25 protein-coding genes are annotated in these 22,769 nt (G+C 69.9%); 23 read left to right on the top strand and 2 right to left on the bottom strand.

The window, feature by feature from the left end; genetic code table 11:
* Positions 1 to 44 precede the first annotated feature (44 nt).
* The 20 genes from OG852_RS50425 (at position 45) to OG852_RS50330 (ending at position 17,808) form a co-directional block, all read left to right on the top strand.
* Positions 45 to 1,235 (top strand): hypothetical protein, encoded by a 1,191-nt coding sequence (locus OG852_RS50425; RefSeq protein ID WP_330351861.1) that lies wholly within the window; start codon positions 45 to 47, stop codon positions 1,233 to 1,235.
* Between the two features lie 141 nt (positions 1,236 to 1,376).
* Complete coding sequence (locus tag OG852_RS50420; protein WP_330351860.1) at positions 1,377 to 2,183, top strand: YgjP-like metallopeptidase domain-containing protein; 807 nt, start codon at positions 1,377 to 1,379, stop codon at positions 2,181 to 2,183.
* A gap of 146 nt (positions 2,184 to 2,329) precedes the next feature.
* Entirely contained in the window at positions 2,330 to 2,998 is a 669-nt protein-coding gene (locus OG852_RS50415; protein WP_330351859.1) for a hypothetical protein, read from the top strand.
* An 80-nt stretch (positions 2,999 to 3,078) separates the two neighbouring features.
* A complete protein-coding gene (locus OG852_RS50410) occupies positions 3,079 to 4,149 on the top strand; it encodes an N-6 DNA methylase (RefSeq protein WP_330351858.1) in 1,071 nt (356 codons plus the stop codon).
* Positions 4,150 to 4,160: 11 nt separating this feature from the next.
* A complete protein-coding gene (locus OG852_RS50405; RefSeq protein ID WP_330351857.1) occupies positions 4,161 to 5,033 on the top strand; it encodes an N-6 DNA methylase in 873 nt (290 codons plus the stop codon).
* Positions 5,034 to 5,149: 116 nt separating this feature from the next.
* Complete coding sequence (locus OG852_RS50400) at positions 5,150 to 5,575, top strand: hypothetical protein (protein ID WP_330351856.1); 426 nt, start codon at positions 5,150 to 5,152, stop codon at positions 5,573 to 5,575.
* An 82-nt stretch (positions 5,576 to 5,657) separates the two neighbouring features.
* Entirely contained in the window at positions 5,658 to 6,359 is a 702-nt protein-coding gene (locus tag OG852_RS50395; protein WP_330351855.1) for a hypothetical protein, read from the top strand.
* 87 nt (positions 6,360 to 6,446) lie between these two features.
* Complete coding sequence (locus OG852_RS50390) at positions 6,447 to 7,301, top strand: hypothetical protein (protein WP_330351854.1); 855 nt, start codon at positions 6,447 to 6,449, stop codon at positions 7,299 to 7,301.
* Positions 7,298 to 8,275, top strand: coding sequence for a DUF4007 family protein (locus OG852_RS50385; protein ID WP_330351853.1), 978 nt, complete (start codon positions 7,298 to 7,300; stop codon positions 8,273 to 8,275). Before OG852_RS50390 ends, OG852_RS50385 begins: the two co-directional genes overlap by 4 nt.
* 320 nt (positions 8,276 to 8,595) lie before the next feature.
* Positions 8,596 to 9,324, top strand: a complete 729-nt coding sequence (locus tag OG852_RS50380; RefSeq protein WP_330351852.1) for a hypothetical protein — start codon at positions 8,596 to 8,598, stop codon at positions 9,322 to 9,324.
* Positions 9,324 to 9,785 (top strand): hypothetical protein, encoded by a 462-nt coding sequence (locus OG852_RS50375; protein WP_330351851.1) that lies wholly within the window; start codon positions 9,324 to 9,326, stop codon positions 9,783 to 9,785. The genes OG852_RS50380 and OG852_RS50375 overlap by 1 nt, the downstream gene beginning before the upstream one ends.
* Before the next feature lie 39 nt (positions 9,786 to 9,824).
* Positions 9,825 to 10,811 (top strand): hypothetical protein, encoded by a 987-nt coding sequence (locus OG852_RS50370; protein WP_330351850.1) that lies wholly within the window; start codon positions 9,825 to 9,827, stop codon positions 10,809 to 10,811.
* Positions 10,812 to 10,860: 49 nt separating this feature from the next.
* The gene (locus OG852_RS50365) at positions 10,861 to 11,406 is read left to right on the top strand and encodes a hypothetical protein (RefSeq protein ID WP_330351849.1); all 546 of its coding nucleotides are present in this window, start codon (positions 10,861 to 10,863) and stop codon (positions 11,404 to 11,406) included.
* A gap of 69 nt (positions 11,407 to 11,475) precedes the next feature.
* Positions 11,476 to 11,970 (top strand): hypothetical protein, encoded by a 495-nt coding sequence (locus OG852_RS50360; protein WP_330351848.1) that lies wholly within the window; start codon positions 11,476 to 11,478, stop codon positions 11,968 to 11,970.
* 47 nt (positions 11,971 to 12,017) lie between these two features.
* A complete protein-coding gene (locus OG852_RS50355; RefSeq protein WP_330351847.1) occupies positions 12,018 to 12,338 on the top strand; it encodes a zinc finger domain-containing protein in 321 nt (106 codons plus the stop codon).
* Positions 12,335 to 13,120, top strand: coding sequence for a deazapurine DNA modification protein DpdA family protein (locus OG852_RS50350; protein WP_330351846.1), 786 nt, complete (start codon positions 12,335 to 12,337; stop codon positions 13,118 to 13,120). Before OG852_RS50355 ends, OG852_RS50350 begins: the two co-directional genes overlap by 4 nt.
* Positions 13,117 to 13,803 (top strand): Mom family adenine methylcarbamoylation protein, encoded by a 687-nt coding sequence (locus tag OG852_RS50345; RefSeq protein WP_330351845.1) that lies wholly within the window; start codon positions 13,117 to 13,119, stop codon positions 13,801 to 13,803. The genes OG852_RS50350 and OG852_RS50345 overlap by 4 nt, the downstream gene beginning before the upstream one ends.
* Before the next feature lie 138 nt (positions 13,804 to 13,941).
* On the top strand, positions 13,942 to 15,111 hold the full coding sequence (locus OG852_RS50340; protein WP_019548545.1) for a tyrosine-type recombinase/integrase: 1,170 nt from the start codon (positions 13,942 to 13,944) through the stop codon (positions 15,109 to 15,111).
* Complete coding sequence (locus tag OG852_RS50335; protein ID WP_019548546.1) at positions 15,108 to 15,455, top strand: helix-turn-helix domain-containing protein; 348 nt, start codon at positions 15,108 to 15,110, stop codon at positions 15,453 to 15,455. The genes OG852_RS50340 and OG852_RS50335 overlap by 4 nt, the downstream gene beginning before the upstream one ends.
* Positions 15,456 to 15,465: 10 nt before the next feature.
* Complete coding sequence (locus OG852_RS50330) at positions 15,466 to 17,808, top strand: hypothetical protein (RefSeq protein WP_330351844.1); 2,343 nt, start codon at positions 15,466 to 15,468, stop codon at positions 17,806 to 17,808.
* Between the two features lie 68 nt (positions 17,809 to 17,876).
* On the opposite strand, the gene trxB is transcribed toward OG852_RS50330, so the two are convergent.
* Positions 17,877 to 18,851, bottom strand: coding sequence for a thioredoxin-disulfide reductase (gene trxB, locus OG852_RS50325; protein WP_019548547.1), 975 nt, complete (start codon positions 18,849 to 18,851; stop codon positions 17,877 to 17,879).
* The gene (locus tag OG852_RS50320) at positions 18,848 to 19,270 is read right to left on the bottom strand and encodes an arsenate reductase ArsC (RefSeq protein ID WP_019548548.1); all 423 of its coding nucleotides are present in this window, start codon (positions 19,268 to 19,270) and stop codon (positions 18,848 to 18,850) included. The genes trxB and OG852_RS50320 overlap by 4 nt, the downstream gene beginning before the upstream one ends.
* Before the next feature lie 95 nt (positions 19,271 to 19,365).
* Here OG852_RS50320 and OG852_RS50315 point away from each other — a divergent pair, with 95 nt between their 5' ends.
* The 3 genes from OG852_RS50315 to OG852_RS50305 are packed head-to-tail and all read left to right on the top strand — an operon-like array spanning position 19,366 to position 21,838.
* Entirely contained in the window at positions 19,366 to 19,674 is a 309-nt protein-coding gene (locus OG852_RS50315; protein WP_026328687.1) for an ArsR/SmtB family transcription factor, read from the top strand.
* Positions 19,671 to 20,783, top strand: a complete 1,113-nt coding sequence (arsB, locus tag OG852_RS50310) for an ACR3 family arsenite efflux transporter (RefSeq protein WP_019548550.1) — start codon at positions 19,671 to 19,673, stop codon at positions 20,781 to 20,783. Before OG852_RS50315 ends, arsB begins: the two co-directional genes overlap by 4 nt.
* Positions 20,780 to 21,838: an ArsO family NAD(P)H-dependent flavin-containing monooxygenase gene (locus OG852_RS50305; RefSeq protein WP_026328688.1), complete on the top strand. Its 1,059-nt coding sequence runs from the start codon at positions 20,780 to 20,782 to the stop codon at positions 21,836 to 21,838. The genes arsB and OG852_RS50305 overlap by 4 nt, the downstream gene beginning before the upstream one ends.
* Positions 21,839 to 22,769: the final 931 nt, after the last annotated feature.

Raw genomic sequence — 22,769 nt, 5'->3', positions numbered from 1 at the left:
CGCCCCCGCCTTCTCGCACACGCACAAGCTACTGACGAGGCATCATGCGCACCCTCGGCTCACTGCCGTCTCCCGTCGTTCACACCTGGACTCCTCCTGAGCCCAAGCGCCTTCCCGAGCTGCGCCAGGCCATGGAGGAGCACCAGCGCACGCGCTTCGGGCTGCTGAACATGGCTGAGTCGCTGCGGCGCGGCAGTTCCTCGCTGTACCCGTACCTCCCAGGAGCCCCGGACCCTCACTCCGCCGCCGCGCTGGTCCTGTGCGGGCAGGAGTCGCAGCGGCTCCGTGATGCCCGCCTCTACTTCGCCGACGGGGACATGACCGGGCTGGCCGTCGCCGCAGGGCGGACGGCACCGACGGAAGAGATCACCACGGACCGTCTGCCCTCCCCCAGCGGCCTGATGGTCTTCGCCGATCCCATCGGCTCGTACGACCGCAAGGCCGGCGGACCGGATGCTCCCGAGCACCTCTGCGAGATGAGCGTGCCGACTCCGATCGTCGGCGTCTCCTGGTCCCTGTGGAGCCCGGATCAGGTCTTGGGGGGAGCCGCTCGGTGGTTCGCCAACTCGGTGCACGGCAGGAGGCTGATCGCACCCGGCCGCCAGGGCATCTGGCTGACGTTTTACACGGCCGGGCGGATCTACGACACGCTCGACCCCGACGCACTGCTGCCCCTGGACGAGCACAGCGCCGTACGGGCGGGCGACATAGCCGAGTTCTACCGTCGGCAGCCGGAGCTCATGTGGGACAACGAAACGGTGCTGCTCAAGGGCGACCGCTTCCCCGATTCCAGCACGCCGCTCGGCACGACGGGCGCCTGGGCACAGATCGTGTACACCGCTTGGCAGCTGATGGCCCAGGAGGGCAAGCACGCGTGGACCGAGAAGGAGGTGGTCCACCGCGACCGGGCCGGGCGCAAGCGCGATCGCCGAGAAGGGCTGAGTGAAGGTGACGTCAACGTCGTCCGGCTGCTGCCTCGCCACCGGCCCTCGCCGGATGCCGTTCAGAAAGACCAGCAGGCGAGCGAGCCGCGCCGGGCGCCGAGTACGGCCTTCCGCTGGGAGGTTGCTCCCTACCGCAGCCCCAACCGGTGCCTGAACACGCGCGCCCACCCCGACGGCTGTGCCCATGCCGAACGCATCATCGCCGGTCACCACAACGGCCCCAAGGGCATGCCTGTACGGCCCGCCAAGGGTCCTGTTCACGTCTGGGGCAAGATCCCCAATCCCCGATAACCACCCGGCCGTACGGCCCTGGCGGGAGTCGAAGACTCCCGCCAGGGCCGCCGCCGTACGCGTTGCCCGCCGGTGCGCAACTGCAGGACGTGCCGGCGGGCGCCGGCGTCCACCACCAACCCTGACGAAAGAAATTTCTCCGTGACACCGACCGCCGCCCCGGACGGCTCCGAGGCCGACACCCTCATCCATGACATCACCGCGGCTCTGGAGGCCGACGGCACCCTCGACGCCGGCACCTTCGACGTCGTGATGTCGCACCGGCGAACGCAGCACGCGCTCACGACACGACTGGACGGCCGACGTGTTGTCCGCGTCCTGCCGACGTCGACCCCGAGCGAGATCATGCGGTTCGTCCGGCAGAACGCCTCGCTCCTCGAACTCCACGCCCAGCGCATGGCCGAACGCGCCCCACTGCACCCTGACAAGCACCTCGCGGATGGATGCAAGCTCACCTGGCTGGGCACTCCTGTCCGCCTCTACCTGGTCGACACCCCCGTCCCGGTTCACCTCCGGCAGGGAGCGGGCGCAGGTCTGCTTGTGGCCTACCGCGGCGACATCACGCGGCAGGGCGCACGGCCGATCATCGACTGGTACGCACGGGCCGGCCGCGCCTGGCTGGAGACGGCGGCGCCGGCCCGCTGGTCCCGCCTGCGGACCCGGCGCCCGCTGCCGCAGCTCGCGGTTCGGGACATCGGCCGCCGGCACGGCGGCATCTACCAGGAGCAAGCCCACGAGCTGACGCTGCACTGGGCCGTCTTCCAGCTCCCGCCGCTCCTCCTGGAGTACGTCCTGGTGCACGAGCTGGTGCACGGAACCCGTCCGCGCGGCCGGTCCCACGGGCCGGAATTCCGGGTCCGGCTACGGCGTGCGCTTCCCGATGCGCCGGCCCGCCACGAGCAGTTCAAGGCCGCGTTCCGGCTTCTCTGGATCGGCGACACCAGATAGATTGCATAATTGGAAATATGTACGTACTGTTAGTGCACCGTGGAAAGGGCATCCGGCCGACGTGTCGCCGGATCGCGCCCTTCGTCTACGAACATCACGCCGCGGCGCCCAGGCCCGCGGATTCTCCTCGACAGAGACCTACCAGCATGAGCCCTCAGTCCTCCGGCCCTGTGGCCGAGTGGTTTCCCTCCTCGGTCACCTACAACGAGCTCGGGCCCTACGACGCCGAGGTCCTCGGCCACCGGCGCGACGGAATGGTCCTGCCCCGCTTCACGGCTCAGGTGATGCGCCAGATCGCCGATGAGGCCCGAACCGTCACACCGGACACCCCAAGGATCCGGCTCGCCGACGGGATCGCCGAGATCCTCGACCGCGGCCGCCCGCCGGGGGTCGTCGAGCGCTGCACACCCGACGCAGCCGGCCGGTTCGCCCTCGGACACGGCACCTTGCCCTGGCACGAGTACACATCGGTCGACACTGCGGCCTTCACTCACGCCCTCGACGACGCGCAAGCCGCCGGATACCCGCCGGCAGCCCTCGACACATGGACCATCGCGTTCGTCGATCACGGCCACCGCATGGCTCTCCTCGCGGTCTACCGCTCCCCCGACGAGAACGCCGCCGCCTACGACGCGCTCTACAACGCCCTCTACGCCGGCGGCCTGTCGTCCTACGAGACCACGCAGGCCCGCGCCGACGCCGCCGAGCTCGCGGCACGGCGGCACTTCAGCCGGGAGCGCGCACACGTCACGCCCGGCACCGTCGTATGGCCCACGGTCGCCCCCGCGACACGGATCACAGCAGGTCCCTGCTGACAACGCGGTCGCCGCAGACACCTGCCGCGCCCTCTGATCCCGACGCAATTCACCAGCACAGCACGAAAGTCAGCTCTCTCATGGCCCACCCTGATTTCGCTGCCCGTCTCACGGAGGCCCTGTCCTCCGTCCGGCAGCCCGCCCCCACCCCCGCCCTCGCCCTCGTTCCTGAGGCGCCGGCCGCCGACAGCCCCGACTGTGCCGATCCCGGGTGCGCCCGGCACGCCGGAGTCAGCAACCCGCCCCACTTCCCCATCACCCGGCGCAGCGGCGCCGACCTCGGGGAATCGATCGCCGATGCCTGGTACGGGAGTTGCGGCAGCAGCCGCATGGACATCCCGATGGGCGTCGTCGCGGCCCTGGCACTGTGGCCCAGCAAGTCCGAGGGCGCGATGCATGCAGGCGCTCTCTCCAGTTACATCGCCGCCCAGCCCCCGCGGGTCCTGGTCAAGGGATACGCCGAGGTGTACGCCGCGACCTGGATGCTGCGGCCCGACCTCATGGACGTCGCCGCACCGATCTTCCGCTGGACGGAGGAAGACCTCGGCGAACAGGAACTGCGCGGGATCGCGGCCGTCACCCGGGCCGCGCTGCGCGCAGGCGTGCTCCACTACACCGGAGACAGCGACCCGTACTTCCGCTGCGACATCGACCTGATGTCGTGGACCATCACCAACCTTCGGCACAACAGCTCACGCAAGGGCCTGGGGGAATACCACACCCCTCCCGAGATCACCGATCTGATGGCGCGCATGCTCATGGGCACCACCGAGAGTCCCCACGTCGTCAAGGGTGCTGGGGAGTCGTTTAATGAGCCGACCGCCGGCACCGGCGGCATGTTCCGATCCGCGGTCCAGGGCATGCGCGAGCGCGGGCTGAATCCGCACGAGCGTACGTGGGTCATGCAGGAACTCAACCCGCTCGCGGCCGCCGGTGCGGCGGTCAATGCCGTCGTGTGGGACCTCGGCCCGGGAGCGGTCGTGGTCGTGGGCGACACGCTGGCCCAGGGCGACCTGAGCCGCGAGGCCTTCGCTCACCAGCGCGCGATGCAGGCCCACCGGGACACGATCCGCCAAGCCACCGCATTCGCCCTGGCCACCCGGGACGCGGTTCGGATGCTCGACGCCGTCACCGCCGACCACGCCGCGTGAACAGGAGCACCATGAGCAGTGGACAACCCGACCGGGCACTCCTGCGGGATCTGACCTGGCTCCCCTCGGCGCATGCCCGGCGGGCGTTTCTGCCCGACCCGCAGGAGCACGCTCGGCGCCTGATCGGCACGGTCACGGCGCTGTGGCCTTCCGGCTCGTCGCTGGAGGTTCCCCTGGGTACGACGGCGGCGCTCGCGCTGCTGCCGCTCGCCGACGCCGAAAGCCCCGAACTTGCCCACGACATCGCCGCGCTGGAGCCTGCCGGCCTCGTGACCGTGCTCCGGCAGATGTGGGCACACTTGTGGCTCAGCCAGCCGTATCTCGTCGAGCGAGCACATCTGCTGTGGCGGTGGCTGGCCGACCCGTCGCAGCAGACTGCCGACACCGTCACCGAGCTGACCCACCACCTGTTCAAGGGCGGGGTCCTTGAGTTCGGCGCGAACCCCGAGCGCTATCTGGCCACCGACCTGTTGGGGCGGCTGCTGCAGCAGCTGAGCGACCGCAGGGAGAAGAGCGGCCGCGGCGCGTTCCACACGCCCGACGTCGTCACCGATCACATGGTCGAGTACTTCGCCGATGACCTTCCGCCGGGCACGGTCATCGGCGAGGCAGCGGCCGGCTCGGGCGCCATGTGGCGGGCGCAGGCCCGCCTGCTGCACGACACGGGCCGGGACCCGGCTCAATACCGTTGGGTCGCCGCCGAAATCGATCCGCTCACGGTGGCCGTGCTCGGAGCCAACAGCCTCCTGTGGCGGCTCGGCTCGGACGTGGTGATCGCCTGCGCGGATGCACTCGCCGGCGACAGCGGTATGGCGCAGGCGCAGCTGGAGCGCGCGGGCGCCACGGCGCGCCGGGACGCGTTCGTAGCCGACCCGCACCCATGAACATTGCTTAATTGGTTTTACGGAGGTAGCATTTGAAGTACACCGGAGCGAAGCCGCGACTCCGGCCAACGCCGCTGGCACTGCCGCGACCGTCTTGCTCCGAGGAAGGCCCGCCGATGACCACCCAGAACAGCACCGACACCCGCGCGATACTCGACCAGATCGCGAAGCTCGACGGTGATGCCCTGTATGAGATCCATTTCGCGGCTCGCGAGCGGCTCACCGGGAGGCACCTCTCACAGCTTGCCCGGCTGCTGATGCCGGTCATCGCCAGCGCGCTGGCCCAGGAGGCCGGGGCCACTGCCCGTCACCTCGTGGTCCGCGCCATGGCCTTCGAACCGACACGGTCCCAGCCGCTTCCGGTCCGCTACAGCGTGGACTCGCTGTATCTGCCCATCGCGCCCCTCACCGGCATGGAGCGGCAGGAGAAGCTGACGGTGCCGGAAGGCCTCACCAGGCAGGCGGAACAGATCCTCCAGGCCCTCACCAACCTGGCGAGCGGCCTCACACCCGGCCACGACCTCTACCTCCAGCTTCCTTGACGCCCGCGTCGCCCGGCAGCCCCACGGACCGGCCGCCCCCGCGTGGCCGGTCCCTCCCCGTCACTCCACTGCGCAGGATCACATGAGCACCCGTCACACCCTCGTCTGCCTTCCGCCCCTCGACGACCCCAAGGAGTGGGCGGCGGCCATCGACGAGGCGATCGAGCCGTACGGCGACGACATTTACTCCTGGACCGCCTTCGAGCGGTACGACACCCATTTCATCATCCAGCCGAACATGCAGCTGCTGACCGGCGACGCCGTCCAGAGCCCACGCGCGTACGGCACTCTCCGGTGCAGCGGCGGACGCAGGGCCTTCCTCGACTTCGACGCGATGCGCGAATGGCGCGCCGGTCAGGCGACCGACCTCTTCGACGCGTGGAAGAGGGCGACCAGGTACATGGCCCCGGCCGTCCCCCTCAGCGACTTCCGTGCACTACACCCTCAGGCCCCCTACCTGCCGCAGGCCAAGTTTCGCGCGCAGCCTCAGATCCAGGTCCTGGAAGAACTCGACATGCTCCGCTCACGGCCCAAGGATGCCGAGGCGGTCGCACTGGTCGCACTGGACCGCGACAGCTTCATCGCACGCGCCCAGCAGCGCGCCGTCCCCGGGGACTTGCTGCTCACGCTCGACGGCACCCTCCACACCAATCCGGCCTTCGTGAACGCCGACGACGATGCCGAGACCGGCAGCACGCGCTACCTGGAGCTGGCCAACACCTACCTGGATGAACTCCCGCCCGACCACCTCGTCCTCGGCCTCGACTGCCGTCTCGCGGGGTAGCCCGCCCCGCCCGCCCGGCATCCGCCCGGGCGGGCGGGGCCCCGCCCGCGCCCGTGACCCGTTTCTCGCCTCTGCAAGGACCCACGCATGCACACCCCACCGACCCCTCCGTCCCCGGCCGCTCTGGCCAGGAGCGGGCACTGCACCCGATACGAGCGCAACGGCAGCCGCTGCCACCGGCCGACCCGGCGCAATGAGTGGTGCGGCGCCTGTGCAGGCTTCCTCCGCCCGCACCGGCACGAGCGAACAGATGCACCGCAGCCGGCCCGTCCCCCCCATCAGTGTCTTCCCCTCACCACCGAGACACTGCCGCTGACCCCGGAGAAGGCTTACGACCCGAAGATCCAGGTCACGCGCTCGGCGATCGACCAGTACCGCACAAAGCACGGCGGCGACACGTCGACGGCGGAGACCGAGATCCGCCGCCTGCTGAAGAACCTCATCTCCACCGGCAAGCATCAACGCTTCGAGAACGGCACCTGGCGGCTGCTGGCCGACGAGCGATTCGCCGTCCTGCTCTCCGCCGATGCCACCCGCGTCATCAGCTACAGCACCCCCCACGGCGAGAGGACGTACGCCCAGGTCAAGTCTGGGGTCCCCAGCCGGAGTCGACGCAAGGAGAAGGGCTGGGTCCGAGAACTGCAGACCGAACTGCCCATCCGCTACACCAACCTGGTGCTGCGCCGCTTCGCCCGCGAGGTGCTCGGCACGGAGTTCACGCGATCGACCGGCCGGAAAGTGGTCGAGGCCGCACACGCCCGCGGCATGCAGGTACAGCCCGACCGCCCGTCGAATGGCGCGGGACGGCGACGCATGACGGACGGAGAAGGGCTGAAGTGGCACTTCGTGTACTCACCCGGCGAGCGCCCCACGGTCGTTCACCTCTCGTGGAAATCCGGCCGGGGGTCCGAGGCTGCTGCACGGGCGGAGGCCGGACGATGAGCGAGGGCCCGCTGGACACCTGCCTGCCACGCTTCGCCCGGCACGGCTCTTACCCGCCGAAGTGGGGCTGGCTGCCCAAGGTCCACGCCGCGGTCGGCCAGGACCCGCAGGCCTTCTCGCGGCCCGAGGCGCCCGTTCTGTTCGCCGTCGGTTCCTCGATGGTGCCCGCGATGCGCTTCTGGGCGCAGGCCTTCGGTCTCATCGAGCCGGTGGACGGCGGCCGCGCCCCCACCCGCTATACGGCCACCGAGCGCGGCCGGTGGCTGCTGGACGAGGACGGCGCCGACCCGTGGCTTGAGGAGCCGGGGACACTCTGGCTGCTGCACTGGTGGCTGCTGAGCGCGCGCCCCTGCCATGTCCCCACGTTCTGGCACCTGTTCGCGGGATGGGGGATGAGTCTCTTCAGCCGTGCGGAGCTGCGGGCTTCCGTGCAGCGGGCGGCGGACCGCAGCGGCTGGCGAGTCCCCAGCGACAACGTCGTGGACCGGGACCTGACCGCGCTGCTCGCCATGTACGCGCCGCCCACGACCGAGGACGCGCCACGGGCAAGCATTGAGGAGATCCTGTCCAGTCCGTTCCGGCAGCTGAACATCCTCACCTTCGACGACGCACCGGGTGTCCCCGCCTTCCGCGCGGCGGCCGTGCGGGGCCGGCAGATCCGCCTGCAGCGCAACCGCCCCGACGGCGCCCCCGCGGCCATCCTGACCTACGCCTGTCTCGACTACGCCCGCTCCGCCGGCCACCAGGGCCCCGGCACCATGTCTCTCGCGGCGCTCGCCTCGGCCCCCGGAGGACCGGGACGGCTTCTGCTGGCCAACGAGCCCGTGCTCCGCAGAGCCGTCGAGCGAACCGCGCGCACCCTTGGGAGCGACCTGTCCGTTGTCGACTCGGCCGTCGACGGGCAGACCCTGCTGTCGTTCGGCGACGAGCCGCGCGTCCTCGCCGAACGCGTCCTCACCTCCCACTATCGGTAATTGCGTAAATGGAAATATAGATGTAGGGTCGTCGGCAGATGGCGTCTCCCGCCCCGCATCATCTTTGAAGAACTCCGCATGCCCATGCTCTACTCCCGGTTCCGTTCATAGGCCACTGGCCCCTGGGCCGGCTGTCCAGGCGCATCACACGCCCCCCACCTGAAAAAGCACACGGTCTTCCGAACGCGGACCCTCAACGACCTTCTGAGGCAGGCCCGGCGAGCTGGCGGCGTAATTCCCTATGTCGAGGCAGGGCGGCGCTACCTGCCGCGCCTCACCCTCCGCCGACCGCCCGGTCAACAACACAGGAGACAACCTCCATGACCGACCACACCACCCGATTGAAGAACGCCGCCCCCCTCATCGCCTCCCACCTCGGCGTCGACTGGGGCGTCCTGACCGTGACGGCCGATGCAGAAGACCCCGGCGTTGTCCTGATCGGCAACCCCAAGGGCCAGGCCGTCGCCCTGCACATCTCCACCTATGACACCCGCGAAGGACGCCTGATCGCCGAAGGACGGCTGCCCGACGCGCCCAACGACGTCAACCGTGACGAGGTCAGCACCTCGTCCATCACGACTGGCTGCATCGGCATGGCCCCCGGCAAGCTCGGCAAGCCCCAGCAGGTCGCGGGCGAGATCCAGCGCCGGCTGCTCCCCACCCTGCGCGCGGCGCACGAGATGTGGATCGCCCGGGTTGCCGAGGCCCGCGGCAAGGAGAAGCGCCGTCAGGCAGCAGCAGCCCTGATCGCCACCGTCGACGGCATCACCGGCCCGACCCGCAATCACCCGTCGGCTCGCAATCACCCCCGCGCGCTGCTGCTCGCCTGGGACGGAAAGGACCGGCTGCCCAACCACACCCGCCGCCCGACCAGCCACTGCGTGCCGACGATCCGCGTCACCGCCGACGCCAACGGCGACGCCGAGACGGTCATGCTCGAGATGCGGAACCTGTCGGCCGAAGCCGCCCGCGCCGCGGTCGCCGCCGCGATCGCCGCCTCCACCTCGACCTCCTCCAACACTTCCCGCTCCCCTCTGGAGATTCCCTGATGACGTCCGCGCCCCTCTCCGCCGCCGCTTTCGCCCACTTGAGGAAGGCGTCCGTGCATCCTGACGGGCATCTGCCGGCCAGCGTCGGCAGGAAGCTGTTGGCCCTGTTCGTCGAGAACAAGTACGTGTACCGCGACGATGCCGACGGCTACGTGCTCGAGGGCGACGACGCACTGCAGGACCTGAAGGCCCCCGACTCCGAGGCGCGTCCGTTCATCATCACCGCGGCGGGGCGCCGTGTTGCCCTCAACGACGGACAACTCCGTGCCCTGACCGAGGGAGTCGGTCCCGACGGCCGGCTGGCGCGGACGGTGGCATGGCCGACGGCGCACGCCCTGGCCCGCCTGCTCCTCGTGGAGCTCCGCGACGAGCAGGGCAACCCGACGCCGGGCGACGGAATCCCGTTCCGGACCGAACTCGGGAAGACCGTGGCCGAGGAAACCTCAGCCGAGATTGTGTAATTGGATTTACAGCAGTATTATTAGGGGAGTTGGGCGCGCATGTTGCGCCTCCGGCTCCACCCTGACCGCGCTGCGCGTCAGCGCTGGCCGCCGCCCCTGGCCACCGGGACCGCCCGGATGCCGAGCAAGGCGGCGGCCTTCACCACCGCGAGGAAGACCATGCCCCTCTCCCCCACCGCGCCGTTTACCGACGTCAACGCCCTGGAGGACTCCGCACTACTTGCCGCGCTCGGCAATTCCAGCGGAAACGTCCACGCCCCCGACGGCGCGCGCCTGGTGTCCATCGGCCTCGCCACCGTGAACGACAAGGGCCACTACTTCCTCACTGAGGACGGCCATGCCGCCGCCCAGGGCCTTCGCCAGCGCGAGCGTCTGCTGATCTCCGACGCAGCATTGAAGGTCATCGGCAACGGCCGCGCACACGGCAAGGCGACCGGATGGATCGCCGGCGCCACGTCGTCCCGCCGCGCCTATGTCGAAATGGTCCGGCTGCCCCACACCACCCCCGAGACCTTCGACGACCTGGTCACCCGGGGCACCTGGTACGGCCTCCGATTCCAGCTGCGCGTCCGCCTCGACATCCACGCAGAGCACGAAGGAGCCCGGATCTACCTCGGTTACGCCTCCACATCCCGAGCGTCCCGCTCTGCCGAGCACGCGGACGCCGTGTGGAACGACCTGTGCCGTGACCATCGCGTTCACGGCATCCACTCGCCCAGCAGCGTCTACACCGCACCCACCGGGCTGCTCTTCCACTACGAGAGCCGTCACGTGCTGTTGAGCCGGGACGAACACGGCCGTCCGCGCGCCGAGATCACCAACGGTCCCGATCTCGGACGCTCCTGGACGGGCCACCGCGCCGACGTCGCGGTGAAGGCCATGTGCAGCAGCCTGTACGGAACCCCATGCGCGCACGGATGCGTCACGGGCCGTGACTCCTGCACCGGCTGTGACGGGACCGCCGAGGCGTTCGAGAACACCTACGGCACGCTCCTCGGGCCCATGCCCACTCCTCCGCTCGCCTGATCCGGCCGGTCATCCCGGCCGCTTCCCCGTCCCAGAAAGACCCCCCCTCGTGACCACCAGCCGGGCCGAACTCACCAGCGGCCCCTACACGTTCAACCTGATCACCGGCACCAGCTACACCACCGTCGAACTGGCCGTCACCGAGACGGGCGACATCGTCGTCACCGGGCCGCGGAACCTGTCCCATGTCCTGGCCAAGACTCTGGTCGACCACAAGGCCGGGTGGATCGGCGCCCGCCTCCAGCATCTGACGGTCGTCGCCGCACAAAACCGCTTCGCCAACGGGCCCTGTCCGCGCTGCCTCGTCTCCGTCGGGTCCTTGCACATGGACCACTGCACCGTCGCACGGTGCGCCTTCACAGGCCTCCAGCGCTTCGGCTGCGGCCACGAAGGCGACCGGTGCAGGACTACCTGGTCGGGCCAGTGGCCCGGCGATGCCGAGTGCATCGAGTACGGGTTCTACTCCCGGATCGGCCCGAACGGATGGGAGAGCTGCTCGGCCGACGCCTCCGACGCCATGCCCGACCTCAACCGGCTCTACTCCGAGTGCCGCTGGGACGTACGTACCCAGCGCATGATCCTCCCCGACAGCTGACCCCACCGGGCGCCCGGCCTCCGCGTGGCCGGGCGTCCCGCCCACCGTCACCGCTCCGATTGGCTTTCCATGCTCGCCCCACTCGCTTCTCCCAAGGTCACCCGCGACCCGCGGATCGGGCCGCTCGCGCGGCACGCGCGGTCCGTCCCCGTTCCCTTCACCCGTCCCTTCCGCCCCCACCCCGGCTTCAAGGGCGCGCCGCAGGACACCGAGGCGGAGCGGCTGCTGCACCTCTTCCACGATCGCTTCGCCGGTCTCGGGCACGAACTGGTCCGCTGCCAACTGGAGTTGCCCGGCGAGCCGCATCCTCTCGCCGTCGACCTTCTCGACCTCACGACGCATCGGCTCATCGTCGGCCGGGGCACCGCCGAGCGCCCGGCGATCCACGAGGCCATCGGCGAGCTCCTCGACCTGAGCGGCCTCTTCCTCGGCGCTTTCGCCAAGACCCTCCTCCTGCCCCAACTCCCCGATCCCGACCTGAACCCTCTGCTGAAGAGCCTGGGCATCACCGTCACCTGGCCCACGCCCGCAGGCTTCCGCGACAGTCGAGGCCGTATCTCGTGAACCAGCCCGCCGCCCCCCGGGTCCAGCCCGTGCCCCGTCCCGCGCTCATGGCCGAATTCCGAGCGCTCCTGACCAGCGGCGTCCTCACCGACCGGGCCGGGGCGCCGCTGGGGGCACCGTGCGGGTGCGGTGGCCTGACCGACGGCTACACCTGCCCTCTGTCCCTCAGATGCCCCAGCTGCGCCGAGCCCGCGGGCCGGCCGTGCCGCAGGCCCAGCGGCCACCAGGCCGCCGAGACGCATGTCCCCCGCCTGCGGGCCGCCGGCTCACTGGACAAGGCCCGTGAGCGCGACGGCGATCCCACGCTGCCCGCGCCGTGGCCCGACCACGACCCCACCGACCAGATCCTCCCGAAAGACCGCACGTGACCACCACCGCACCAGAAACCGCGCCACCCTTCGACTTCTTCTTGGGCGCTCACCACCCGGGATGGCTGGAGACCGCCGACGTCCCGCTGTGCGTCTCCCACGCCCGTCTCTCAGGCCGGCGGTCCCTGCCCCGTGCCCGGCACGGCTGGTTCCTCGACAGCGGCGGATTCAGCGAACTGTCGCTCCACGGCGGATGGCGCCAGTCAGCCCGCGACTACGCCGCCGCGGTGCGCCGGTACCACGACGAGGTGGGCCAACTCCGCGCAGCAGCCCAGCAGGACTGGATGTGCGAATGGGAGGTCCTCCGCAAGACGGGCAAGACGCTCAAGGAACATCTCGCGCTGACCGTGGCGAACTTCGTCGAGCTGAGGTCGATCGCCCCCGACCTGCCGATCATTCCCGTGATCCAGGGGTGGACCTATCCAAGCTACTTCCGGTGCATCGACATGTACGAGAAGGCGGGCGTGGACCTCACCCAAGAACCCCTGGTCGGTGTGGGCAGTATCTGCCGGCGTCCGAGCCTGCACCTTCCGACGATGCTGCTGGCGGACCTCGCGCAGGCCGGCATCCGGATCCACGCCTTCGGCTTCAAGAAGGCGGGCCTGAGGATCGCGTACAAGAACGTGGCCTCGGCCGACAGCCTCGCCTGGTCCTACGGAGGCCGCCACGAGCCGGGGTGCAGCGACACCCACCAGCACGAGAACAACTGCATGCGGCACGCGCTGTGGTGGCGGCGGGACCTGCTCGACCACATCGCCGACGACCAGCGGCGGCAGCGATGACGGGCCCCATCATGCCGACCGCGGCCGACCGGAGCGCCATGCAGACGGGCGACTCCCGCGGCTTCACCCAACGCTGGCGGTACGGCACGCCCACATGGCGACATGTCTCCGAGGGCGGGTTCCGTGCCGACCGGTACGAGGTGACCGAGATCGATGAGGCGGACGCGAAGGCGTTCGTCCAACGACATCATTACCTGTCCGGATGGCCTGCCGTTTTGCACCGTCTTGGCCTCCTGGACCGGGAAGCCGAGCTCCGCGACGACGACATCGCCGTCGACGGCTCACCGCTGGTCGGCGTCCTGGTGCTCGCCGTCCCCATGAACATGCGCGTGCTCACCAACCCCTTCCCGCACCTGGTCCCGCTGCGCGAGAGCGCCGAGATCGCCCGCCTGGTCCTGACGGAGGCCGTCCCCAGCAACGGGGAGAGCTTCTTCACCGCCGCCGCGTTGCGTCGTGTTGCCGCCGACGGGTTGAAGGGCGCCGTAATGTTCAGTGATCCGGTTCCTCGCTGGCGCCTGACCGAAAACGGAAAAATCATCCAAACGCGGGGTCATTTGGGCATCGTGTATCAGTCGTTGTCCGCCGTGTACACGGGAAGAGGCACCGCGCGCACGCTCACCGTCCTCCCGGACGGGACCACGTTGACTAGTGGAGTACGGGCGGGTTCGTCTGCCGCTGCCTGACCCAGTGAAGCTGCATTTCAGCAGGCAGAACGCTCCTCTGGTGGCGTTCACTCGTTGGTGTGGGATCTCAGCAGTAACTCGCAGATTCTGCGCGTAGTCCCTGTAATTTCACGGTTCGTGTCAGATTCCGAAAGTCGCGTGCTGACGCTGGTGCGCCCAGGCGCCGATGCCAGCGCGGTGGTGGACCCGGCGGCGGTGTCGGTGGAATCGGGGTTGGCGGACGTCGTCACCCTGCAGCGCCGCCGCCAGGCCCGCATCTCCGCCGTCGACGAGGAGAGCTTCTTCCTCGACACGCTCTCGGAGTACCAGTGGGCCCGGGACGCTGCCGGCCTGGCGCCAACGACGCTCGACGGCCTGCTCAAGCCCGTGGTGGAAGTCTGCGAGTACTACGGCACCGTGCCGTGGCAGCTCTCCCCGCGTGAGGTGGACCGCTACTTCGCCGGACCGGGCAAGCGGGCGCCATCGACATTGCGCGGGAAGATCAACAAGATCGACGCCTACTTCGCGTTCCTCGAGCAGCGATACGCCGGCGACATCATGCGGCGCTTCGGGGCGGCCGTGGAGTCGCCGATCGACCCGTTCAACCGGCCGCGTCATCGCGGAGACTTCGGCCTCCGGATCCCGCCGTCGCAGACGGCGATGCGGGACTTCCTGGGCCGGTGGCGCGAGGACCTGCCCAACGCGCGGAAGTACCTGGTCGCGTGCCGCGACTACGTGATGACCAAGGTCGCTTACCTCTCCGGCGTCCGGGCCGCAGAGTTGTGCGGGGTGTGCATGGGCGATCTGCACTGGGAGCACGGCCAGTGGGGCCGCTTCGTCGTGCTGGGCAAGGGCGCTCACGGTTCGGGGCCGAGGCCGCGTGAGGCCTACATGTTCCAGGAGGGCCGCGCCCTCTTGTGGTGGTACATCGAGGAGATCCGGGGCGAGTTCGGCGACGACGTCGAGCACCCGCGGGCACCGCTGTGGCCCTCGGAGCGCAAGCCGACCGCGATCGCCTCATTGAACCTGCCGATCGCGCCGGCGATCGTGCCGTCCACGTTCCGCAAGGCGTTGCATACGGCGGCCGCGACCTACCTGAATGGGCCAGTCACCGATCTTTTCCCGCACCTGCTGCGTCACGCCTGCGCGACCCACAACTACGAGCGCGGGATGACGTTGTGGGAAGTGCAGAAAGTCCTCGGACATGACTGGGCAACTACGACACTTCGGTACATGGCGACCGCTCACTCCGACCCTGAGCACGCGAACCTGACCGCGAGCTCCCGGGCGGCCCAACGACTGGTGATGGACAAGGGGAACCTACGGTGAAGTGGAACCTTCGGATGGTGGCCGCCCAACGGGACCTGTGGCGGCCGACCGAGGTGCTGGCCGCCTTCCAGCAGGTGGGGTTCAACCCCTCATTGAGCAAGGTCGCGGCCCTGTGGGGCGGCACGCCGGTCACCGTGCGCCTGGAGGACCTGGACAAGATGTGCGCCGCGCTGAACTGCACGGTCGCCGACCTGCTCCAGGCCGAGCCGCTCGCCGATGCCCAGGGGGTGCCGGAGTCCGGCCAACGGGCGGTCGGCGCCGAGGAAGGGCCGACCGCGGGCCCGGTCCGGCCTGTGCCGCGCAGCCGCCGTGGCGCCGGGCCGCGCTCGCTCCCGCCGAATTGAGGGGCCCGCGGTGACGAAGGATCGTGGTCAAGGGCTGGCGCGGAGCTGTCCGGTGTGCCTGGGCTGGCTGGTGGTGCACTGGTATCGGGTGTGCGCCGGTTGCCGGCCCTGGGCGGGGAAGTACCCCGAGCGCGGGGTGTGCCCGCGGTGCCGGCACGAGGCGCACCTGAACACGGACGGGCTGTGCAAGCCGTGCCTCATGGCGATCCGGACCGAGGACGACGCCGAATGGGCCCTGGGTCTGCCGGAGGCGCGGCCGCGGCCGGTCCAGCTGATCGTCGGCGGGATGTACGGCGACCGGTCGGCGGACGCCCGGCCACTGCGCCGGCCCGCGAAGAACGGGCTCAAGGTGGGGCAGCAGTGGTGGATCAAGCTACGGAAGCAGCGCGCCGCCCCGGCCGGGCCACCGGTGCTTCAGGCGCAGGTGTGCGGCCAGCTTGCCCTGTTCACAGTGCCCAGAGTGCTGACCGACGCCACGGTCAGCGCGATCGTCGGCCGACCGGTCGCCGGGTGGGAGGAATGCCGCCTAGTGATCGAGGTGATGGCGGCCGAGCACGGCCTGTCCGTGGGCTGGCAGCGCGCAATCGCAGAGATGGTCCGCCTCGCGCTGGCCGTACGAGAGGCCGAGGGCGCCGCACGGCTACCCGAGCCGATGCTTCGGGACCTGCCGTCCAACGGGGACGCGGTGCGCCTGGTCCTGCTGCGGGCCGGGTTGCTCGACCAGGCGCCGGAGCCGATGCGGTTCTCCACCACCAACCAGCCCACCACGACCTACATCACCGCCCCGGCGCCCCTGCCGCCGTCCGTGGCGCGGTCATGCCGCGACTGCGATGCCTGGATGGCCAGCGGAAAACGAGGCTCCCGCTGCAATCCGTGCCGTCACTGGCGCGAGCTCCGCCCTGCGGGCCGGTGCGTGCGGTGCCTGAGGGACGAGCTGCCGCTGCGTGGCAGTCGATGCCGCACCTGCCGCCTCTACCAGCACCTGGACGACTCAGGCCCTGCCACAGTGCGCGCCACCCAGCTGGTCATCGACCTTCCGCACGGGGCTCCCGGTCAGGCCCAGTTGATCCCGGCCGACGAACCCGCGCCGGCGGAAGACGAGGACGAGGCAGTGTCCGCCCTCCATGCCGCCCGCGGGCAGGAGCCGCTCTTCGGAATGCGGCGCGACTGGTCGCCGGTCATGGCCCGCCTGCGCCGCCGCAGCTACAGGAACCTGCCGCTGACCACCGCGGCCCGTGCACTGACTGAGGAACTGGACCGGCTGCGCCGCGGCCGGCAGGACCCCGCGTACCGCAAGGACATCCGCACCCTGACGATCCTGGTGTACCGGCTCGGCGCCGAGACGGTCTTCCAGGAGCGGGACGTCCACGACCTCGCCCTGCTCGACCCCAACCTCGGGGCCAAGCGGGTCTGCCAGTTCCTCGCCGCCCGCGGCCTGCTGGCCGAAGACCCCGAACTACACCGGGACGCGGACCAGGTCTGGATCGAAGCCACCATCAGCACGCTGCCCCCGACCGTCGCCGACGAGGTCCGGCTGTGGGTACAGGTCCTGCGCGGCCAAGGCCGGCGCGAGCACGAGGCCCGCGGCTACGACGGCATCCGCCGCTACCTCTTCGCCCTCGAGCCGACCCTCACCGCCTGGACCAGCAGCGGCATCACCACTTTGCGGCAGATCACCAGCGACCACGCCACCACCGCCATCGACGGCCTCACCGGGAGCGCCCGCCGACAACTCGCCATCAGCCTGCGCAGCCTGTTCAAGGCCCTGCGCCAGGAACGCGTCGTCTTCCGCGACCCCACCCGCAACCTCCCCGTCGGCGACCTCAAGGGCATCCCAAAGTCCGTGCCCGCCGACCTCCTCGCTGGACTCCTCGACCGCGCCACGACCCCGCTCGGCCGGCTTGTCATCGCCCTGACCGCCGTTCACGCCCTGCCCGGCCACGAGATCCCCACCCTGCTGACCTGCGACCTCAATCTCGCCCACGGCACCCTCGAAGCCCGCCGCGGCCTGCTGCGCCACACCCTCTACACCGAGGAGTTCACCCACACCCTCGCCGCCGAGTGGCTGACCTACCGCCACCACCGCTGGCCCGCCTCGACCAACCCCCACCTGCTCGTCAGCCAGCGCACCGCGCTCGACCCCGACCACCCCCCGGTGAGCATGACCATGCTCCACAGGCACTTGCCCAAGGGGTTCACGCTGGACGGCCTGCGACAGGACCGGATCCTCAACGAGGCGTTCGAGACCGGCGACCCTCTGAAGCTCATGCGCCTGTTCGGCATCACGGAGAAGACCGCCATGCACTACGTCACCGTCGCCCACCCGGAGAAGACCTCCCAGCTTCCCCGGTGACGACCGGTGAGAACGACCGCGTCGGGGCCGCCCGGAGCTTCCCGGGCGGCCCCGCCTGCGAGTGCCGTTCAGGCCGGTACGGCAGCGGCTTCGGGCACGGTTTCAGCAGCGCCACGGGCGGCGAGGTAGCGCTCGGCGTCCAGGGCTGCGGCGGCACCGGTGCCGGCGGCGGTGATGGCCTGGCGGTAGGTGTGGTCGACGACGTCGCCGGCCGCGAACACGCCGGGAAGGCTGGTGCGGGTCGTCGGGGAGACGACCTCGATGTAGCCCTCGCCGTCCAGCGTCAGTTGGTCGGCGAAGAGTTCGGTGCGCGGGTCGTGCCCGATGGCGATGAACAGCCCCGTCACGTCCAGACCGCGGGTGGCGCCGGTGAAGACGTCACGCAGGACGACGCCGGCGAGCATGCCGCCTGTCTCCTTGATCTCGGCGATCTCGCTGTCGAACGCGAAGGAGATCTTGTCGTCGGCGAACGCCCGGTCCTGCATGACCTTCGAGGCGCGCAGGGTGGAGCGGCGGTGGACGACGGTGACCGACTTCGCGAAGCGGGTGAGGAAGGTGGCTTCCTCCATGGCGGTGTCGCCGCCGCCGACCACGACGATGTCTCGGCCCTTGAAGAAGAACCCGTCGCAGGTCGCGCACCACGAGACGCCCCGGCCGGACAGCTCGTCCTCCTTGGGCAGGCCGAGTTTGCGGTAGCCGGAGCCGGTCGCGATGATCACCGTCCTGGCGCGGTGGACGGTGCCGGCGGAGTCGGTGAGGAGCTTGACGTCGCCGGTCAGGTCAACGGACACGATGTCGTCGTCGATCATCTCGGCGCCGAACCTTTCGGCCTGGGCTCGCATGTTCTCCATCAGGACCGGGCCGTCGACGCCGTCGGGGAAGCCGGGGAAGTTCTCGACCTCTGTCGTGGTCGTCAGCGAGCCGCCGACGAAGATGGAGCTGCCGAACAGCAGGGGCCTCAGCTGGGCGCGGGCGGTGTAGAGGGCGGCGGTGTATCCGGCGGGGCCGGAGCCGATGATGGCGACCTCGCGTATCTCGCTCACGCCGTCGCCTCCGGCTTGGCCGGGGCGATCTCGGCGATCAGGCCCTCGACGAGGGTCTTGATCTCGTCGCGGATCGGGCGGACGGCGGCCACGCCCTGGCCGGCGGGGTCCTCGAGCTTCCAGTCCAGGTAGCGCTTGCCGGGGAAGACGGGGCAGGTGTCGCCGCAGCCCATCGTGATGCAGACATCGGACTCGCGGACCGCGTCGATGGTGAGGACCTTGGGGGTCTCGGCGGAGATGTCGATGCCAACCTCGGCCATGGCCTCCACGGCGGCCGGGTTCACGGCCGTGCCGGGGTTGGAGCCGGCGGAGCGGACCTCGACGCGGTCTCCGGCCAGGCGGGTCAGCCAGGCTGCGGCCATCTGGGAGCGGCCGGCGTTGTGGACGCAGACGAACAGGACGGACGGCTTGTCGGCCATGGTGATCGTTCTCTCTCGTCGCATGGCGGAACCCGGCCGCCAATGACTTCAGCCCCCGCTGGTATCAGCGGGCGGTGATGTGAGAGTATCAGTGCATGCTGACTTCAGTCGATCCTGATGTGATCCGGGTGCTGGGCGATCCGCTCCGCCTTCAGATCGTGACCCTGCTGGCGCGCGAGACGCTCTGCACGACGCACCTGGTCGAGGAGACCGGAGCCAAGCAGACCAACCTGTCCAACCACATGAAGGTGCTGCGCGAGGCCGGGATCGTGGAGACCGAGCCGTGCGGCCGCTTCACCTACTACAAGCTCAAGCCCGAGGTCCTGGCCGGACTGTCCGAGCAGTTCGCCGCGCTGGCCGACTCCGCCCGCACCGCTTCCGAGAACAAGAGGGCCTGCCCGTGACCTCCACAGAGCCCACCACCGCCCCCGCTCCGGCCGGCGGTGGGGACGACTCGATCGTCAAGAAGCTCTCCACCCTCGACCGCTACCTCGCGGTGTGGATCCTGCTCGCCATGGCCGTCGGCCTGGGCCTGGGCCGCCTCATCCCGGGCATGAACGACGCGCTCGCCAAGATCGAGATCGGCGGTATCTCCCTGCCGATCGCGCTCGGCCTGCTGGTGATGATGTACCCGGTGCTCGCCAAGGTCCGCTACGACCGACTCGACCGCGTGACCGGCGACAAGAAGCTGATGGTGTCCTCGCTGGTCATCAACTGGATCATCGGGCCCGCCGTCATGTTCGCGCTGGCGTGGATCTTCCTGCCGGACCTGCCCGAGTACCGCACCGGCCTGATCATCGTCGGTCTCGCCCGCTGCATCGCCATGGTCATCATCTGGAACGACCTCGCCTGCGGCGACCGGGAGGCCGCCGCCGTCCTGGTCGCACTGAACTCGGTGTTCCAGGTCCTCGCGTTCGGCCTGCTGGGCTGGTTCTACCTCGACCTGCTGCCGCGCTGGATGAACCTCGGTGACGGCCAGGGCCTGGACGTGTCCGTGTGGCACATCGCGCTGAACGTCGTCATCTTCCTCGGCATCCCCCTGCTGGCCGGCTTCCTCACCCGCCGCATCGGCGAGCAGAAGATGGGCCGCGAGAAGTACGAGGCAAAGTTCCTGCCGAAGATCGGCCCCTGGGCCCTGTACGGACTGCTGTTCACGATCGTCATCCTCTTCGCCCTCCAGGGCAAGACCATCACTTCGCAGCCGCTGGACGTCGCCCGGATCGCGCTGCCGCTCCTGGTCTACTTCGCGATCATGTTCTTCGGGACCTTCCTCCTCGGCAAGGGCCTCGGCCTGGCCTACGACCGCACCACGACCCTGGCGTTCACGGCGGCAGGCAACAACTTCGAGCTGGCCATCGCGGTCGCCATCGCCACCTTCGGCGTCACCTCCGGACAGGCCCTCTCGGGCGTGGTCGGACCGCTCATCGAGGTCCCGGTGCTGATCGGGCTGGTCTACGTCGCGCTCGCCTGGCGCAAGAAGTTCGGCCCCGACGCGGTGACGACGGCCCCGTGACACGGCACACGGATGTGGTGGTGGTCGGTGGCGGCCAAGCAGGACTCGCCGCCGGCTACCACCTGCGTCGCCGGGGCCTCGACTTCGTGATTCTGGACGCCGATCCGGCGCCGGGTGGGTCCTGGCAGCACATGTGGGACTCGCTCCACCTGTTCTCCCCGGCGGATCACTCCTCGTTGCCGGGCCGGCTCATGCCCGCTCAGCCCGGCGAGACGTACCCGGACGCAGGGCACGTCGTCGACTACCTCACCGACTACGAGAAGCGCTACGACCTGCCCGTCCAGCACGGCACCCGCGTGGACGCCGTGCGCCGCGACGGCGAGAGGCTCTTGGTCGAGGCCGACTCGGGCACGTGGCGGGCCCGCGCGGCCATCAGTGCCACCGGCACCTGGACGCGCCCCTTCCTTCCCGCCGTCCCCGGCCGCGACGTTTTCACCGGACGGCAGCTGCACACGGTGAGCTACCGCTCTCCGGCCGACTTCGCCGGCCAGCACGTGATCGTGGTCGGCGGCGGGAACTCCGGCGCGCAGATCGCCGCTGACCTCGCTCTGGACGGCAACGTCCACGTCACGTGGGTGACCCAGCGCCCACCGCGCTTCCTGGCCGACGACATCGACGGCCGGGCCCTGTTCGATGTCGCCACCGCCCGCCGCCGTGCGCTCGAAGCCGGCCGCACCGACACCGGTGGGGTGGCCTCACTGGGCGACATCGTGGCCGTGCCGCCTGTCCGCGCGGCCCGGGACGCCGGACTACTGACCGCCAAGCCGATGTTCGCCCAGTTCACCGCTACCGGTGTCCGGTGGCCCGATGGCAGCCAGAGCGATGCGCATGCGATCGTCTGGTGCACCGGCTTCCGCCCGGCTCTGTCCCAGCTCGCCCCGCTCAACTTGCGCGGGCCGCGGGGACACATCCCCACCGACGGCACATGTGCTGTTGGCGAGCCGCGGCTGCATCTGCTCGGCTACGGCGACTGGACCGGTGCGGCCTCTGCCACCCTGATCGGTGTGGGGCGCCCGGCCCGGGACGCGGTCCGTCACATCGCCGGGCTGCTCTGAGCGGCCCGCCGCCCGTGTGAAGCTGCAGCGGCCGGCCGGTCCAGGCGGGGTTGCCAGCTGCGGCAGCCACGCCCCGGGCGGCAGCCGCAGGGATCCTCCGGGCCCGCTCGCGGTGGTAGCGCCGCGAGCGGGAGCCGCGCGGCAGCTCATGCATTGCCCTGCCTCGCCGCTCTCGTTCACCGCAATGGCTGCTGCGGTGAAAGAGAGCGGCGGGGTCGGCCCAGGGCCAGCCGAGGGTCGCGTTGAGGACCTGACCGAGGAGAAGTACTGCGTACAGGTAGGTGCTCGACGCGTTTCGGCGTGATTGGGAGTCAGTTCCACTGGCGCAGCGTGTCAGAACTGTCTTGCACAACACCCCTTCGAGAGGGGTCCTGCGAACGGCGACCTGCGGATATGTGATCGACCCGGGGGGCTTGGCAGAACTCTCGCCACTGGCCATGTGTGAGAGGCGGACTGCGGGACCGCCCACCTAACAAGCACTTTATGTAACCAATCCAATACTGTGTGTGCCGTGTCGGTGTCTGTGGATAGGTGGATGAGCCGGCCCGGACCGTGGCGGCTGGTGCTGGTCATGGTGCTGGCCGGGCTGCTGCACGTGCTTGGCTGCGCACACGGTCCGCAGGCCGCTGGAGCCCCGCGGACCGACACTTTGGCCGTTGTGACTGCTCCGGCGCACGGCCATCCCGCGGCGCCGGTGGCGGACGTTCTGTGTGATCACGGCGCGGGGGCGGGCTGCACAGGGGTGGACGAGCCCGCTGTGGTCGGCTCTCGGGCGGATCTGCCGACCTTTGTTGCCTGCCGGGCGCTCGTTGCGCCCGACTGCACTACCGGGCAGTTGCACAGGGCGCGGGAGCACCGGGCGAGGAGCCCGGGCGGCACCCGGGCGGATCACGGACGTCAGCGGGCCGCGCTGGGAATCTGGCGGGCCTGA

The organism is Streptomyces sp. NBC_00582 (assembly GCF_036345155.1).
Taxonomy (GTDB): domain Bacteria; phylum Actinomycetota; class Actinomycetes; order Streptomycetales; family Streptomycetaceae; genus Streptomyces.
Note: the sequence above shows the minus strand (reverse complement) of the source record. Positions and strands in the feature narration are given on the sequence as shown.

What these genes read in the sequence shown, in the direction of transcription:
- OG852_RS50370 (WP_330351850.1), top strand. Translation starts at nt 9,825, where the DNA reads ATGTTGCGCCTCCGGCTCCACCCTGACCGCGCTGCGCGTCAGCGCTGG.
- OG852_RS50380 (WP_330351852.1), top strand. Translation starts at nt 8,596, where the DNA reads ATGACCGACCACACCACCCGATTGAAGAACGCCGCCCCCCTCATCGCC.
- OG852_RS50345 (WP_330351845.1), top strand. Translation starts at nt 13,117, where the DNA reads ATGACGGGCCCCATCATGCCGACCGCGGCCGACCGGAGCGCCATGCAG.
- OG852_RS50360 (WP_330351848.1), top strand. Translation starts at nt 11,476, where the DNA reads ATGCTCGCCCCACTCGCTTCTCCCAAGGTCACCCGCGACCCGCGGATC.
- OG852_RS50395 (WP_330351855.1), top strand. Translation starts at nt 5,658, where the DNA reads ATGAGCACCCGTCACACCCTCGTCTGCCTTCCGCCCCTCGACGACCCC.
- OG852_RS50320 (WP_019548548.1), bottom strand. Translation starts at nt 19,270, where the DNA reads ATGGCCGACAAGCCGTCCGTCCTGTTCGTCTGCGTCCACAACGCCGGC.
- OG852_RS50400 (WP_330351856.1), top strand. Translation starts at nt 5,150, where the DNA reads ATGACCACCCAGAACAGCACCGACACCCGCGCGATACTCGACCAGATC.
- OG852_RS50405 (WP_330351857.1), top strand. Translation starts at nt 4,161, where the DNA reads ATGAGCAGTGGACAACCCGACCGGGCACTCCTGCGGGATCTGACCTGG.
- OG852_RS50425 (WP_330351861.1), top strand. Translation starts at nt 45, where the DNA reads ATGCGCACCCTCGGCTCACTGCCGTCTCCCGTCGTTCACACCTGGACT.
- OG852_RS50385 (WP_330351853.1), top strand. Translation starts at nt 7,298, where the DNA reads ATGAGCGAGGGCCCGCTGGACACCTGCCTGCCACGCTTCGCCCGGCAC.
- OG852_RS50390 (WP_330351854.1), top strand. Translation starts at nt 6,447, where the DNA reads ATGCACACCCCACCGACCCCTCCGTCCCCGGCCGCTCTGGCCAGGAGC.
- OG852_RS50415 (WP_330351859.1), top strand. Translation starts at nt 2,330, where the DNA reads ATGAGCCCTCAGTCCTCCGGCCCTGTGGCCGAGTGGTTTCCCTCCTCG.
- OG852_RS50375 (WP_330351851.1), top strand. Translation starts at nt 9,324, where the DNA reads ATGACGTCCGCGCCCCTCTCCGCCGCCGCTTTCGCCCACTTGAGGAAG.
- OG852_RS50355 (WP_330351847.1), top strand. Translation starts at nt 12,018, where the DNA reads ATGGCCGAATTCCGAGCGCTCCTGACCAGCGGCGTCCTCACCGACCGG.
- OG852_RS50315 (WP_026328687.1), top strand. Translation starts at nt 19,366, where the DNA reads ATGCTGACTTCAGTCGATCCTGATGTGATCCGGGTGCTGGGCGATCCG.
- OG852_RS50410 (WP_330351858.1), top strand. Translation starts at nt 3,079, where the DNA reads ATGGCCCACCCTGATTTCGCTGCCCGTCTCACGGAGGCCCTGTCCTCC.